The sequence below is a fragment of the Pedobacter glucosidilyticus DSM 23534 genome, from assembly GCF_000425145.1.
Taxonomy (GTDB): domain Bacteria; phylum Bacteroidota; class Bacteroidia; order Sphingobacteriales; family Sphingobacteriaceae; genus Pseudopedobacter; species Pseudopedobacter glucosidilyticus.
The window spans coordinates 50364-65796 of sequence record NZ_AULF01000017.1; the positions used below are offsets into that span (position 1 = coordinate 50364).

11 protein-coding genes are annotated in these 15433 nt (G+C 36.0%); 4 read left to right on the top strand and 7 right to left on the bottom strand.

The annotated features are described in order from the left end of the window. Positions 1-26: 26 nt before the first annotated feature. Positions 27-1304, bottom strand: a complete 1278-nt coding sequence (locus tag H510_RS0107320) for a hypothetical protein (RefSeq protein WP_026903731.1) — start codon at positions 1302-1304, stop codon at positions 27-29. A 710-nt stretch (positions 1305-2014) separates the two neighbouring features. Between H510_RS0107320 and H510_RS0107325 the strand changes: the two genes are divergently transcribed. Then, positions 2015-2410, top strand: a complete 396-nt coding sequence (locus tag H510_RS0107325; RefSeq protein WP_026903732.1) for a hypothetical protein — start codon at positions 2015-2017, stop codon at positions 2408-2410. 850 nt (positions 2411-3260) lie between these two features. Here H510_RS0107325 and H510_RS0107335 read toward each other — a convergent pair. Together H510_RS0107335 and H510_RS0107340 are read right to left on the bottom strand one after the other, a co-directional pair. Then, positions 3261-3566: a type II toxin-antitoxin system RelE/ParE family toxin gene (locus tag H510_RS0107335; protein ID WP_026903733.1), complete on the bottom strand. Its 306-nt coding sequence runs from the start codon at positions 3564-3566 to the stop codon at positions 3261-3263. After that, a complete protein-coding gene (locus H510_RS0107340; protein ID WP_211226552.1) occupies positions 3550-3789 on the bottom strand; it encodes a hypothetical protein in 240 nt (79 codons plus the stop codon). Before H510_RS0107340 ends, H510_RS0107335 begins: the two co-directional genes overlap by 17 nt. A 337-nt stretch (positions 3790-4126) precedes the next feature. Here H510_RS0107340 and H510_RS0107345 point away from each other — a divergent pair, with 337 nt between their 5' ends. Continuing rightward, complete coding sequence (locus tag H510_RS0107345; RefSeq protein WP_026903735.1) at positions 4127-4348, top strand: hypothetical protein; 222 nt, start codon at positions 4127-4129, stop codon at positions 4346-4348. Between the two features lie 355 nt (positions 4349-4703). Here H510_RS0107345 and H510_RS0107350 read toward each other — a convergent pair whose 3' ends face one another. The 4 genes from H510_RS0107350 to H510_RS0107365 all read right to left on the bottom strand — a co-directional run bounded on the left by H510_RS0107350 (position 4704) and on the right by H510_RS0107365 (position 11753). Next, entirely contained in the window at positions 4704-5768 is a 1065-nt protein-coding gene (locus H510_RS0107350; RefSeq protein ID WP_026903736.1) for an acyltransferase family protein, read from the bottom strand. A gap of 1152 nt (positions 5769-6920) precedes the next feature. Beyond that, on the bottom strand, positions 6921-7670 hold the full coding sequence (locus H510_RS0107355) for a glycosyltransferase family 2 protein (protein WP_026903737.1): 750 nt from the start codon (positions 7668-7670) through the stop codon (positions 6921-6923). Between the two features lie 664 nt (positions 7671-8334). Continuing rightward, entirely contained in the window at positions 8335-8580 is a 246-nt protein-coding gene (locus H510_RS0107360; RefSeq protein ID WP_026903738.1) for a PID-CTERM protein-sorting domain-containing protein, read from the bottom strand. Positions 8581-8585: 5 nt separating this feature from the next. Continuing rightward, entirely contained in the window at positions 8586-11753 is a 3168-nt protein-coding gene (locus H510_RS0107365) for a T9SS type A sorting domain-containing protein (protein ID WP_026903739.1), read from the bottom strand. A 262-nt stretch (positions 11754-12015) separates the two neighbouring features. Between H510_RS0107365 and H510_RS0107370 the strand changes: the two genes are divergently transcribed. Continuing rightward, a complete protein-coding gene (locus H510_RS0107370; RefSeq protein ID WP_211226553.1) occupies positions 12016-12714 on the top strand; it encodes a polysaccharide biosynthesis/export family protein in 699 nt (232 codons plus the stop codon). A gap of 1 nt (position 12715) precedes the next feature. Beyond that, positions 12716-15109, top strand: a complete 2394-nt coding sequence (locus H510_RS0107375) for a polysaccharide biosynthesis tyrosine autokinase (RefSeq protein ID WP_026903741.1) — start codon at positions 12716-12718, stop codon at positions 15107-15109. Positions 15110-15433 lie beyond the last annotated feature (324 nt).

The window sequence follows — 15433 nt, forward strand, 5'->3', positions numbered from 1 at the left end:
TGTTTGGTTTAGTTTATGAGAAAATGCTAATGGGTTTCTGTAAAGACGATAAATTCTACCAGCCTTTCTTGTATGCTGAACTGTAATTGGTAGGGCTTTAAAGCTGCATTTACTGCCGCTAGGTCTTCCATATCTTTTACTTTGAGTTGCAGGTCTATCCTGCCTGTATAGCCGGTTTCATCCAGTACAGGGATATGATCTGGTTTAAAGTTGTAATAGCTGGTGAGCGAAGTAAGGCTGGCATTGCGTAGCTCTTTGAGTTCTTGCTGTCCATTTAAGCTGTTGAATACTTTTTGGGGTTTGGCAGGGCTGAGTGTTCCTGTTTTTTGCAGTACCCATACTTTTACCTTACGGTACTCTTCTCTGGTATGTAAGCCTAGGCTCTGGTTTAAGTCTGCTACGATTTTCTGTAGCCTGATGCTGTCTGGGGTATGCAGGGCTAATACCGACTCGTAGCAATAGGCATAGCGCTGAGACCATGCTTCTTTATCCATCGTAGATAGCTCGGGCAGGTAAGCTGCTTTATCTTTTACTTCCCATAACAAGCGGTTAGGAAGTATAAAGAAGGCTTTTTCAAAAGCCATGAGGTAAATACGGTAGAGCGGAAAGTTGATGATATAGGTACGTATAGTTTGCTTTAGGCTATCTCTTTGTACACCATAGCTGCTTGTTGCCCCTGCCAGATAGGGTTTTACCAGACTATAATAGGCTGCCTGCCCCGGATAGCGTTCTTGCAAGAGTGGTTCTTTGGGGTTAAAGTTTAGAATATCTGCTTTTAGTGGAAGCTTGATGTTTTGCTGCTGCTTAAATTGCAGCAGGTTCTCTTCTTTTAAGGCACTGCTATGGCTGATGGCTGCTACCTTGCCTTGCGGACTGATCCAGACCAGGTGTGGTGCTATACGGTGCGGAAAAAGCTGATGCCAATAGCCATCTTGTATTACCCAGCGTAAGCCTTTGCCTGCGCTGTAAGCTTCCCGTGTTTGGCTATTCATTTGTGCCGGGCTTTCTTTGGTTACAGCTAGTATGCTGATGCCTGTTTGCTGGGCCAAGCTATCTGCAAGCTTCAGTTGCTGCTGAAAGTTTTTACAGGTGGAGTTGATGAATAATAGCAAAAAGGCTTTGCCTTGTAAGCTTGGCTCTTGCTGGTAGGCTGCTGCTGGTAGCTCTTCTCCTATTTGTAAAGCCTGCTGGGCTTTGGCTTTTTTACTGTATGATACCACAACTAGCAGGAATACAAGTAGTTTGATAGTATTGTACCTCTTAAAAAAAGGCAGTATGTATCCTATACGATGTTTATCGTTCATTTTTTTGTGTTTGGGTTTAAGGGTATGTCACATTGAGCGTCTAACCGAAAGTCATCCTGAGCGGAGTCGTTTGTCATCCTAAGTAAAGTCGAACTGTCATCCTGAGCGGAGTCGAAGGATAGCACTTCCAATCTCTAGCTACCTCTATCTCTCAGCCTGACAAAAACTTCCTATAGACGCTACAAAAAAACCGGCCGGGCTATTAACAGCTTTTTAACTTATTTCTTGGGATGCAATGGGCCAGACCGGTTGATGTCTTAAACACTATTCCGGTGCACAAATGATGAGGGCGTAAATTTGTTTTTGGTGCTCCATGGTAAATATATTGAGGAGCCTTTTGATAAGTTAGGAAACACTAAAGGCGTGGAACTCAACTTACTGTTCTGGAGGTTCTGCTATACCTTTGGAAACGAATAAGTGAGCCCACGCCTTTAGCATGAGCATTTTCACTTATCGTCTCGTTTCCCTAGAATTTTAGCAGATTTCCAGAACAAGACTCTAAGTGCGAATGCTTTTAATATTTTAAGTATTCGCTAAATTAACAAACTTATTAATCTTCTAGACTATTTTTTTGACGTTTTGCCAAGAATAAGCCTTGTATATATAAATTAATATACAATAATATATAATATTATATATTTTAACAAATATTATTATACATATACTAGATTTTTTTATCCATTATATTGTAATTCTTTACAATTATAAAATTGAGTAATAAAAAAGTTAATATTTCTAGAGGCGAAGTACTTCATAAAGTAGCTAAAACTAGTCGTTTATCCATTAAAGAAATTGCTGAAAAAGCAGGTTACAAATACCCTACATTTTATTTACATATTAAAAAGGCTGATTTACCTTATGAGACATTAGCGAGGTATGGTAAAGTGCTGGAGCATGATTTTTCTGATGAATTTCCGGATATGATTGATTTTACTTTTAAAGACAAGCATATTGCTTATGGAGCTAAAAAAATGAGTTATGAGGAATTGGAAGTAGAAAAAGACCGATGGTTGAATAAGTATCATCAGTTAAATGAGAAGTACCAATTGCTTTCTGAAAAGTACCATTTATTGCTGGAAGAAAAATTGGGGTTAAAAGAGGGGTAGAGTTTAAGATAATTGTGTTGGGGTGATAAGGGGGGGAAGTTCAAATGTTTTTGAAATTATGCTTTTAATTTATGACTTTGATTTTTTAGATAGAGTTATAGGTTACTTTGTAAAAAAAGCTATTTACTTTGTGCTACCGTCTTTAATAAAGGTGCGTGGCTTCTCTTTATAAGCTATATGAAGGGAGAGCCTTGCATGAAGAGATAGTTTCGCTGCATTCGCCATTTTTTAACCGCAGAGGGCGCAGAGGACACCAAGCTGGGTGGTGACCTGAAAGTTATAGACTTTTTTTGTTTAATCGGTTTAGTTTGTCTAGCGAGATACGTGGCTTCTCTTTATAAGCTATATGAAGGGAGAGCCTTGCGTGATGAGATAGCTTCTTCGTTCCTCATCGCGATGACAAAACGATGGTGATAGCTTCGCTGTATTCGAGGATGACAAAGTGATGGTGTAACCTTATAAAGTTCAGGATGTGCAATACGCTGTTATAACAAAATGAGTTAGTATTGCCACTGAATAAGCAATCAGAATAATTATATCTGATAACTCAACTTACGATATTCGAGTTTTAAAAAAGTAAATTTTCTTTCCCTAGAGTTGTAGTAGTTTTTTATTTCAGAGTCTTTCTTTTTAGCTATCTCATCTTGCATTAAAATCAGTTGGTCAATTGCTGGGATTCTTAAAATAACGTTCAACGGCTTTCAATCTGTTTCTGCTGCGGACACCGGTCAAAATAAACCTACAAAACTTCTTTGAAAGATAAAGTTGTAGACACCAGATTATTTTCCACGAAGACGAAAACAGCAAGCGCAAGCCCAGCAATAGTTGAAAACCGCAGTTATACAACGGTTTATTTTAATTTCTTTTTCTTAGGGTTTTGTCTATTTGAAAAGAATGAAAGAATTTCAACATTATTTTCATTAACTCTATAGTACAAAGTATTTAATTTCAAAATAACAGCTCTTCGAATATCTATTTTAATTTCTGATGCTTGGAAAAGATATGGATTATTAGAAATTAGATTTAAAGTATTCTCAAGGTTAGTAGCTAAATTTCTTAGCTCTTTTTCGGTCCAATGTTCCTGTAAATATTCAACAGTTTTTTGTAATTCTTTTAGCGCATTGTCAGTCCAGAGAATTTTATAACCATTTTTCATATAATTCTCTAGCTTTTGAATGAGGATTTAGTTTTCCTGATTCTGCATCTTTCAAACCAAGTTCAATAGATTCTTTTTCACTTTCGGAAATAGAATTCCACCAATCTTTGCTTTCCTTTTTTTTTAAATCCATTATTTTCTCAATAATTGAAGAATCTTCAATTGTAGATAACCATTGAATCAATTCCAACTTCTGATTCAAAATATTTAGATTCACATTCATAATGGCAAATTTTAAAAAATAAAGTTAATAATTTATTACGATAGTTCTATAAAAACGTGGATTAAAAGCTGTTGTATAACTATTAAATATCCCTTATCCTATAGCGCATATCCAGCCTAAAAATTCAGATTATTAGTAGTAGCAAAAGGAGAAAAGAGGAAGGAGAAAAAGAGGAAGGAGAAAGGAGGAAGGAAAAAGGAGAAAGGAGAAAGGAGAAAAGGAAAACTAATTCGCCATTAAAGAAATTGCTGAAAAAGCAGGTTACAAATACCCTACATTTTATTTACATATTAAAAAGGCTGATTTACCTTATGAGACATTAGCGAGGTATGGTAAAGTGCTGGAGCATGATTTTTCTGATGAATTTCCGGATATGATTGATTTTACTTTTAAAGACAAGCATATTGCTTATGGAGCTAAAAAAATGAGTTATGAGGAATTGGAAGTAGAAAAAGACCGATGGTTGAATAAGTATCATCAGTTAAATGAGAAGTACCAATTGCTTTCTGAAAAGTATCATTTATTACTGGAAGAAAAATTGGGGTTAAAAGATGGGTAGAGTTTAGGATAATTGTGTTGGGTGATAAGGGGGCTTCAATTTTAAATACTTTAATTATTGATTTGAACCTTAAGAAAGGACGGTGATATGAATATTGATTTCAAAATGGAGTTATAAGCTTCTATAATGCTTAGGCCCAATAAATAATAAAATATTAGCAAAAGCTCTTTTTCCAATCATTTAAGATTATAAGTTTATTATTTCAAAAAGAGCATCTAATGATGTAATGAAGGGGTAAACCAAGCGAACAAAAGCTTCTTGTGCCTTAATAATACAAATGTAGTGGAAAGAGATGTAAAGGAAGCACAAGAAACCATTACATAGGCTTAAGGCTACGTTGCGCTATATTGGGGAATTAGGATTTATACAATGGCAGCTCTGCGGGATTGCTCTTATTTGTTTGTCCGAGTTTGATGAAATACTTTTCAAAGTATTGATAAACATAGTAGCTGATGATAAGGGTGAGGAAAACTGACAACATTAGTCTTGCTGGCGCATGGAAGTTGTATTTACTAAAAACTCCGTTAGCGTAGCCTGTTAGTATCCAAACGATTGGGTGCAAGAGATAAACGGAGTAGCTGGTTTCGCCTAATATGGTAAGTGGTTGGTGTATAAAAGTAGGAAACTTGAACGTTAGTTTGTAAAAACAGAAACAGATTAAAAAACAAAAAAAGGTAAAAACAAGTCGGTTTGTTCCTGTTACCAGGTTGATGGTGTTTCCCGAGGCAGGATAAAAGGTAAATGCCGTAAATGCTAAGATGGTTAAAGCAAAAATAATGGTGTTCTTAATTTTTGTTTGGTGAAAGAAGAAGCCAATTAAGAAGCCACCAAGGAATAGAAAAACCTGATTGAGAGGGTTTAAATAGTTTTTCCATTGTTGGCTGAGTGTTAGTTGGGGATTAAGTTTGACAAATGCGAAATAGAGATAGCACCCTAAGAGGAAAATTGTTAATGCTAACATGAATGGTTTAAACTTTTTGATGAAAAGTATAAAAAAAGGGAAGAAAACATAGAAGACTAATTCGTTACCGATAGACCATACACCTGGCGAAAAATATTTGTCCCATTTGATAAATCCAAATAGCCCGGTAAGGTTTAGCAAAAGATCGTAAAGGTTTGGCGATTTTTTAAATAAGATGATGGCAACAATGGTTACCAACCAAAGCAATGGGAATATTCTAAAAATCCTTTTTTTGAAAAATAAGATGACCTCTTGTTTTGAAGGATTCATTCTATTACCATAGACATGGTAAAGTGTAAGTCCGCTGAGCACATAGAAAATAGAGACTCCGTAAATACCAAATCTGCCCATAAAAGTATCAGCCGAAAATTCATCTACTGTCCAGATTAGATAATGGTAAATCATGATTCCAAAAGCTGCTAAGCCTCTTAAGTAGTCTAAATTGTATAGTCTATTCATTATTGTTTTTGGTATGCTTTGCCGTTTGGCATGATTACAGGGTACAAAGAAACAAAATATCGGGTATTTTATGAGAAAGGTTGCATTATACATACCTACAAGTCATGCTGACGATAGGAAGCTAGGTGGTTACTTGAAAGCTGTAAGCTTTTATAAGTGAATACGCTGACTTTACTTTATTAAGCGAAGAATCATGCTTCTTATCCTAATCTTCATATAGAGATTATTTCGGTGTGTTCGCTATGAAAAGTGAGGGTGTAACCTGTATGAAGGGATAGCCTGTATGAGCTGAAAGCTCTAAAGGTGGAAAGCTTAAAGCTTAATCAATCAAAAATTCAAAAATCAATCTTCAATCAATATAAACATGAGATAGCTTCGTTATGTTTATCTAGTTTGTCACCTTCTAGTTTGTCACTGCGAGGTACGTGGCAGTCTCTGTTATAACTTGTATGAAGGATAGCTTCATTGCGCTCGCTATAACAAAGCAATCGGGATAGCTTCGCTGTCTTCGCTATGTTTTAACCACTGAGGGCACAGAGAGCACTGAGCTGGGTGGTTACTTATAAGTTATAGAGTTTTTTTGTTTAAACGCTCTAGTTTGTCAAGCGAGGTACGTGGCTTCTCTTTATAACCGGTATGAAGGGAATAGCTTTGTATGAAGAGATAGCTTCACTACGTTCGCTATGAGAAAACGATGGTGATTGTTTCGCTGTGTTCGCTATGAAAAGTGAGGGTGTAACCTGTATGAAGGATAGCTTCACTGCGTTCGCTATAACAAAGCAATCGGGATAGCTTCGCTTTGCTCGCTATGTTTTAACCACTGAGGGCACAGAGAGCACTAAGCTGTGTGGTTACTTACAAGTTGTAGAGTTTTTTTGTTTAAACGCTCTAGTTTGTCAAGCGAGGTACGTGGCTTCTCTTTATAATCTGTATGAAGGGAATAGCTTTGTATGAAGAGATAGCTTCACTGCGTTCGCGATGAAAACGATGGTGATTGTTTCGCTGTGTTCGCTATGATAGAGCAATGGTTAAACCTGTAGGAAGAGATTGCTTCATTTTGCTTGTCATGAGGATAAAACAACCTTCTTAACCGACATTTTAATCTAACCAACTAACAATCTAACCACCTAACTAACTAACTAAAAAAACCACCTAAAAAAACTGCTTTAATTTTCTTAAGGGTTTCCATAAGGAGGCTAGAAGTGGAAATGCAATTCCGTTTGTTTGCATGGCTAGTCGGTCTTCTTTGTTGGCTCTCCATCTATTTTTTAAATTAACATTACTGGTACCTCCTACCCGCATTTTCACTAATACTTCTGGTATATAGGCTGTCTTAATCTGGTAACGATACAAGAACCTTAATATTAAATCATAATCTGCTGCCGATTGATAGTTCAGTTGGTAGTTTCCAAACTTCAGAAAGCAGTCTTTTCTGATGAATAAAGTTGGATGAGGAGGCATCCAACCCCAATTCAATTTTTCTAAAGTCATTTCTCCAGACACCCAGTTTCTGATGATCTTGCGGGTATTTTCTCTTTTTACATATTGTAAGTCTCCGTAGACAGCCATCAAGAAAGGGTCTTTTTCAAATGCTAAGGCCACTTTTTCCAAAACATGTGGATGAGCAAAAATATCGTCGGAATGCAAAATACCAATGATATCTCCTTTTGCCATTTGGATCCCCTTATTGAGTGCGTCGTAAATTCCTTTATCAGGTTCAGAAATTAACTGAAAGACTTGCCCCTCCATCCTTGCTTTTACCTTTTCACAAGTATCATCTGTAGAAGCACCGTCTATGACTAACAATTCTTTTACTGGATAGGATTGCAGCAAGAAAGCGTCTAATGCATCCTGAATATAGGCGGCCGAATTGTATGTTGACGTAATGATACTGATGAGCATAGGGTTTTAATAATTAAAGTCCAAAGCAAGGGATTTTAATTTCAATAATCAATATATGATTTAGATTTTGCTCATTATTTACACGAATGCAACAGCTATAACCTGTGTGGTGAGATAGCTTCGCTGTGTTTGCTATGAACAAAGCAATCGGGGATAGCTTCGCTTTGCTCGCTATGTTTTAACCACTGAGGGCACTGAGAGCACTGAGCTGGGTGGTTACTTATAAGTTGTAGACTTTTTTTTTAACGCTCTAGTTTGTCAAGCGAGGTACGTGGCTTCTCTTTATAATCTGTATGAAGGGAATAGCATTGCATGGAGAGATAGCTTTGCTTGCCCAGTTTGTCAAGCGAGGTACGTGGCAGTCTCTGTTATAACATGCATGAAGGGATAGCTTCACTGTGTTCGCTAGGACAAAGCAATCGGGATAGCTTCGCTTTGCTCGCTATGTTTTAACCACTGAGGGCACTGAGAGCACTGAGCTGGGTGGTTACTTATAAGTTGTAGAGTTTTTTTAACGCTCTAGTTTGTCAAGCGAGGTATGTGGCTTCTCTTATAATACTTATAGGATAGCCTGTATGAAGGGATAGCTTCTTCGTTCCTCATCGCTATGACAAAATATGGTGTTCGTTGTGACAAAACACGGTGTTTGCTATGACAACTCATCTTAAATGGGTGAGGATTCTTCTTCTTTGGTTTTTCTGTTGCGATATGCTCTTGCTCCTAAAAGAATACCTCCAACAAGTAAGGCTGACACGCCGCCGTCTATAGGGACATAAATATCAGGGTCACATGCCGGATCATCCGGATTGGGGTTGAAGGGGTCGTTACAGGGATCTTCCTGTGCCAAAGACCATAAAGGCAAAGCAGATAAAGATATCCATAAAACAATTTGAAAAGCCTTTTTGATCATAAGTATTAGTTCTTTACAAACTTAGCATGAGAAATAATTTCTTTTGTATCTCTGTTTCTGACTTGAAGCATATAAATAGCTTGATTTAAATCAGATACGTTAATTTTTATTTCCTGGTTTTCTGCAAAAGTATTCATTTTTAAGATTCTTCCACTCATATCTACTATAGAAATTTCTACAGCTGGATGTAAACCTAAGTCTATTGTTAATTCCTCTTTCACAGGATTAGGGAAAATTTTTAGGGATGCGTTAGTTGCAGGCGTAATTCCAATCTCTTTAAACAATACAGAAAATCGATCAGCACCATAACTTGCAGGGTTTGATTTGTCTATCGCAAAAGTATAAGCATCACCACTACTTACTTGAATTTTCTTATTTAAAAGTTTATCCCACAATAGTATTTGCTGTTTTGCAAAGGCATCCAGATTCCCGAATTTTAAAGTCATTTGACTATTTTCATCAGCATTTACCCATAGATTTACGGTATCGAGAGGAGCTGTGGAGTTGATGGCTAAAAGCTCTTGACGAGGAGAAATAGTAGCTAAATTAATATTGTATCCTTCTAAGTATTTGGAGTCGTAATCATCTACATACTTGGTAAAAGCATCATCAAAAACCAATAATGCTTCCTCAGAAAATTCTGAATTAAACAAACTCAATCTCAATTGTTTAGCAGGAGACTGCGCATTTCCGGAGGATTTAACTTTAGCAAAATCTGTGTAAATAACATCATCTGGCTTAGCCAGTAATCTGGCAGGTGCCTCTACGGTGTTCTTTTGATTTTCTCTAAACCTTAAGGTCCCCCCTCCACTTAATGCCTGTACATAAAAACCTTGACCTGGCTGTATGTATCTTGAACCTCCATTTACGGAAACATTACCTACCGCATTATAGGTAGCATTGGGTTTACCACCAGTAATGATGAGGATTGTACTACTCAAATTTGAAGAAGCATTTCTTAGTTCATGCCAATCAATGGTTGCCGGGTATGGATTACCTGCTATATAATAACCATCTGTGCTATGTCCAAAATTGGTAAACCCAACGGGAACATCGATATTTCCTTTATTGACAGGACCGGTAAAGGTTAAAAGCACATCCTCTGCTGGTAGAAAAGGTGCATTTAGTTTACCCGGAGAAGTATACATATTGTTTCTATTACCTCTAAAGAAGGTTAAAAAGCCAGTACCCGGACTTAAAGCCGTAGCTAATGCTGGAACGGGGGTAAATGCAGAAACTGTTGGTGCAGCAGGCTCATTATAAAAATTGAGGGTAACTGCATTTAAATCTCCTGTACCTCCTAAATCAAAACCATTGGCAGTATTACCCGGACCCGTTATAGGTATATAGTTTTTAAGTTGAGCGAAAGTTTTAGCTCCAGCAATAAGATTATCATTAATAGGAGAAGACATGGTTTTGGTTCCTCTTATGCGCCCACTAGGAACGCCATATAAATAAACCTGAACATTTACATTACCTGTTACATCAGCACTTCCGCTTAATGCTACTAGATTTGCATTATTGGTTGCTGTAGCCAATAAAGTTAAATTACCATTGGCATTAAGCACAGCAGGAGAATTTACGGTTAAGGTATTGCTTACACTAGATGCACCTGAAACTGTTTTAGTTCCTCCGGTACTGGCGGTTAGGTTAAAGTAATTAAACTCAGGAATTAATTGAGCACCTGCTCCATTGAAAACAATCGTCGTATTATCTGTATTATAATTAGAAGTTATTCCTGGGGTAAAAACGCCGGCAATATTAAGAATAGAAGGTAAAATTCTAACTCCCCCGCTACTGTTCAAATTATTATAATTACCGCCAACTATTGATTGACTATCGAGAGAATTATATTGAACTGTGCCACTCCAAGTTTTATTAGCGGATAAAGGTGTTGCACTAGTATTTTGGGTTAATAAAGTTCCGTTTCCTGTACTACCAAAAGTTCCGTTACTAATTAAAGGATTAGTACCCAAATCAAAAAAGCCTGTTTGTAAATTTAAAATATTTGTAACTGTTAAACTACCTGATCTAAGCTCTACACCAGCTGGGTTATTTATGGTTAAATTGTTAACAATACTAGGTAATCCTGTACCTGTCTGTTGTAAAACGTTTCCGTTGTAAACATAATTAGTACCATCACTAAAGATCCTCACTCCACTATTCTGAATAGAGCCAATAGCTCCTGATGCTGCAAAACCTTGCGGATTTGAAGTTATAAGAGTTGAACCACTTGCTGCAAAAAAGCTTCCACTATAAGTTGGCAATATATTATTAGAAAAATTTAATATTGCACCAGAGTTAACCTCAACTTCTATATTACCCTCTAATAATCCTCCTGAATTTTGATATAATTGTTCTCCAGGTCCTGTAAAAATTAATTTCCCTCTACCTCCACTCCCACTACCTTTACTAAGTACTCCACCTGTCATAATAAAATTACCGGATACATAAAGCTGACTTAACTTGACAACTTCATTAGTGGTCATTATGCTCATAATACCACCTGATTGTATGTAATTTTTTGTTCTAGTTATTACATTAGCACTACTTACAATCATTCTAAAAACACCTAATCCTGTACTTATTACAGAGAAATTATTTCTTACGTTAATTGAATGAGAAAGCGTGGGTGCTGAATTTATTTGTTGGTTCGGACAATTCCATGTAAAATCATAAAAATTATTATTAGAACCTGATAACAAAATATGAGAAGAATTAGTAGTAAAACCTATAATTTGACACTCCGAACCATTATTCCAAGTTGCAAATGGGATAGAACCTCCTATTGTGGTGTGCGTATGTTTGTAAACACCTCCACTATTAAAGACCAAACGACCGGTGGGAGAAATTGAACCAGAATTTTCAACTATACCAGAAACAGTGAAATCATTAGCTGCTGAACCATTAGCTATAATCACATTGGAATTAACATTTAATTGCCCACCACTTAAAACAAATACATCATCTATTGTCAAATTGACATCAGTTGTAATTGTGTGGTTCTCTCTAATTGTGATTCCTCTTGAAGAAGAAGTTGGTATTAAATCTGCCGTTTGCCAAATTACATTATCAATTGAGCTTTCCCAACTATTTACATTATTCCATGAACCACTTTGTCTAGTTCTAAAAAAATCAGTATTTGAGGACGCAAAAATATAAGAACTTAACAATACGTTAAACAGTATTAAAACAAATGACTTTAGACATTTAAAGTTGCTCATAATAATCTCCTAATTATCAAGGAAGTTAGGGTAATATCGTATTATTAAAACAAAACTAATCAAATTATAGTTCAAAACATACTTTTTAAAAACAAAAGTTTTTACTACTATTGAAGATAAATTCAAAAAATGAATGATTAATTTTAAATATAAATATTTTTACATTATTGTAATCTTTTTATTTTCTTCTTGTAGTTCAAACAAAAATATCTTGTTTAAACTCCCTCATAAAATAAATAATTTTAAAACACCAACTTTAGTACTAAATAAAGACTCAATTTCTGAGAAGGTATATTTAATCTCACCTGGTGATAGATTAAACTTAAGAAATATTCAAAATGAGACAGCAGTACTAGGGTATTTAGAAAATCAAACAAGGACTACTGGACAAGATTTAGATTACATAGTAGAATCTGACACCTGTGTTACGCTACCTTATTTAGGTAAGGTTTCTTTAGCAGGAATGAGTATAATAGAAACAGAAAAATACTTAAATAAAGAGTATTCAAAGAAACTTTTAAAAGAGCCCCTTATAAAAGTTAATTTAACCAATTTAAAAGTTACTTTCCTTGGGGAATTTTCTAGACAAGGTAATATATCTCTTAACAATGAAAAGACACATCTTATAGAGGCAATAGGTGCTAATGGTGGTCTTAATCAAAGAGCTAATTCTAGAAAAATAAAAATTATAAGAGGTAATCTATCTAATCCAACTGTGATTCTCATTAATTTAGAAGATATTAGAAGTTTATCTGATAATCATATGTATCTTCAAAATAACGATATTATATACGCTGAAAGCAGAAATGGTATTAGAGTAATTGATAATCTTACTTCTACTAGAACTTTAATAGGAATAGGAATGAGTTTGTTAAGTGCTTACATTATCGTAGACAGGCTAAATAGGTAGTATGCAAAACAAAAAAAAAGATAGTATAAATCAAGAAATTGATTATAGAAAAATTTTCATTATCATAATCAGTCGATGGTATTGGATTTTATTTACAATTGTAATTTCCTTGTTGTGTGCTTATATATATCTTTGGTATACACCTAAAACATATAGTACTTCTACCTTTCTTAAGTTTGAAGAAAAACAAGCCAATTTAAGTAGCTCCGTAACCCTATCCTCATCAACTAGAAGTTTTACAAACAAAATACTTTCAGAAACTTGGACTTTGAAGAGCCATCGTACACTACAAAAAGCTGTAAATTATCTTGATTGGGAAGTGAGCTATTTTATAGATGGACGAATAAGGACTACTGATTTATACCCTCAAAAGCCTTTTTTAGTTTATGTCCTTAAAAAAGATAGTTCTAATTTTCATCAATCAGTTATCCGTCTTAATCCTAATCCTAAAGGCTTTTTAATAACTTATAAATATCAGGGAAGAGAAAAAGAAATTCAAAAAAACTATAATGATATTATTCAGCTTCCAGGAATTAGCTTTTATATCAAAAAAAAATTGAACCTTGCTAGTGGCTCACAATACCTTTTTAAATTCAACCAGAAGAGCGATTTTTATGGTCGTATGGGAGCTGGCCTAAATATTGGTGAAGCTGCTAGATTCTCTTCCATAGCTGTCTTAAGTAAAAGTGATAGTAACCCCTATTTCGCAGCAGATGCTTTGAATGCCATCATTAAAGTGTATATAGAGAATGATTTGAATGATAAGACACAATCTGCTAAACAAATTATAGATTTTATCGATCAGCAATTGGCTAATCTCACTACAGCTGTAACCAATTCTGGAGAGCGCTTAAAAGAATTTAAACAAAGTAATAATTTTTTAGAATTAAGTGCAGAAGCCTCCCAAGTTTTGAGTGAGGTTACGCGTTTTGAAGCAGAAAATCGGGGTATTGAACTACAACTGTTACAGTTAAACCAGTTACAAAAGCAATTCCAAAGGAACAATCTGAACTTTAATCTGGACGGCTCTTTAGACCCTTTACTCAGCAATTTAATTGGGCAATGGAATAGCCTTATTCAGGAACGTATAGCCTTATCCAATACCTTCAAAAATAACGCAAAACCTATGGAGGAATTGGATGCCAAATTGAACATCTTACGTGAAGCTGCTGCTGATAATATACAGGCTACTATCAATAGGATAAAGTTGACTAAAAAATTCAATCAGGATAAACTAAAAGAAGCTTACAATAGCTTACAAAACCTCCCTACGCAAGAACGCCAATTATTTGGCTTGCAACGTGATTATAACATCAATGAGAAGATTTTTAGTTATCTTTCTGAAAAGAAATTAGAGGCTCAAATTTCTAAGGCTTCTATCCTGCCTGATGCCAAGTCTATTGACCCTGCCCGACCTAATCTATACCCCATATCACCTGTGCCAACAGCGATATGGCGTTTCGCCTGGATTATAGGTATTGGTAGCGGTATTGGATTGATTTTTTTAGCTCGCCTATTGAATCCTTATATTTATGATAAGGAAACCATCGAGAGCTTAACCACTACTCCTATCATTGGTTTGATTCGGAATTATCCACAAAAATTGGATACGGATAGCAAGCAATTGCTCACCTTAGCTCAACCTAAATCGCTCTTTGCAGAGTCGGTGCGCTCTGTTAGAACCAACCTGAGCTTTGTAGCTGGTGATAAACAGTCGAAAGTGATATGTGTAACGTCTGAAGTGGCTGGTGAAGGTAAATCTTTTGTGAGCTTAAACCTAGCTAGTTCTTTAGCTTTGATAGATAAGAAAGTGATTTTTATTGCTGCTGATTTGAGGCGTTCTAAAATTCATAAAACTTTTGGATTGAAGCAACAAGCGGGTTTGAGTACTTATTTGGCTAGTCAGCATGAGCTAAAAGATATTATTCATGCTAGCGGTCAGGAAAATCTGGATTTCATTATTGCTGGCCAGGTACCTCCAAATCCTGCAGAGCTGATGTATAGTCCTCGCTTAACTGAGCTCTTAACGCAATTGAAACAAGCGTATGATTATATCTTGTTTGATACGGCTCCTATTGGTTTGGTTTCGGATGCCCTACCCCTCATCCGGGTGAGTGATATTAATTTGTTTGTGATTAGAACTGGTAAATCTAAACCTTCTGCTGCTACTATTCCTAACCGTATCGCTACAGAATATCAGTTGGATAATACTTTCATCATCTTAAACGATTACCGTACAGAAGCTTTATATTCTAATTATTATAGTACTAAGTATAGTGATAACTATTATGGTTATTACTATAATGATGGCTCTTATGATGGCGCAGGCTATTATACGGATGATAGACCGCAGAAATGGTGGAAGAGGTGGAAAAATGAAAGGTGGAAAGGGTGAGGTGGAAAAGTGGAAAGTTGACTTTACTCTTGAGCTCGTTTGCAACGAGGTCTTAACTTGGTGTGGCGATTACATCGCTTTTTTAACCTCTGAGATTTTAGGGTTTTAACCACAGGAGGACGCAAAAGTGTACTGAGCTGGGTGGTGAAATTGCCTCACTCCTTTCGATACGCTTGTCAAGCGAGGAACGTGGCTTCTCTTTTATAACTTGTATGAAGGGATAGCCTTGCGTGATGGGATAGCTTCGCTTTGCTCGCTATGTTTTAACCACTGAGGGCACAGAGAGCACTGAGCTGGGTGGTTACTTGCAAGCTGTAGACTTTT

What these genes read in the sequence shown, in the direction of transcription:
- H510_RS0107320 (WP_026903731.1), bottom strand. Translation starts at nt 1,304, where the DNA reads ATGAACGATAAACATCGTATAGGATACATACTGCCTTTTTTTAAGAGG.
- H510_RS0107335 (WP_026903733.1), bottom strand. Translation starts at nt 3,566, where the DNA reads ATGAAAAATGGTTATAAAATTCTCTGGACTGACAATGCGCTAAAAGAA.
- H510_RS0107340 (WP_211226552.1), bottom strand. Translation starts at nt 3,789, where the DNA reads ATGAATGTGAATCTAAATATTTTGAATCAGAAGTTGGAATTGATTCAA.
- H510_RS0107350 (WP_026903736.1), bottom strand. Translation starts at nt 5,768, where the DNA reads ATGAATAGACTATACAATTTAGACTACTTAAGAGGCTTAGCAGCTTTT.
- H510_RS0107355 (WP_026903737.1), bottom strand. Translation starts at nt 7,670, where the DNA reads ATGCTCATCAGTATCATTACGTCAACATACAATTCGGCCGCCTATATT.
- H510_RS0107360 (WP_026903738.1), bottom strand. Translation starts at nt 8,580, where the DNA reads ATGATCAAAAAGGCTTTTCAAATTGTTTTATGGATATCTTTATCTGCT.
- H510_RS0107375 (WP_026903741.1), top strand. Translation starts at nt 12,716, where the DNA reads ATGCAAAACAAAAAAAAAGATAGTATAAATCAAGAAATTGATTATAGA.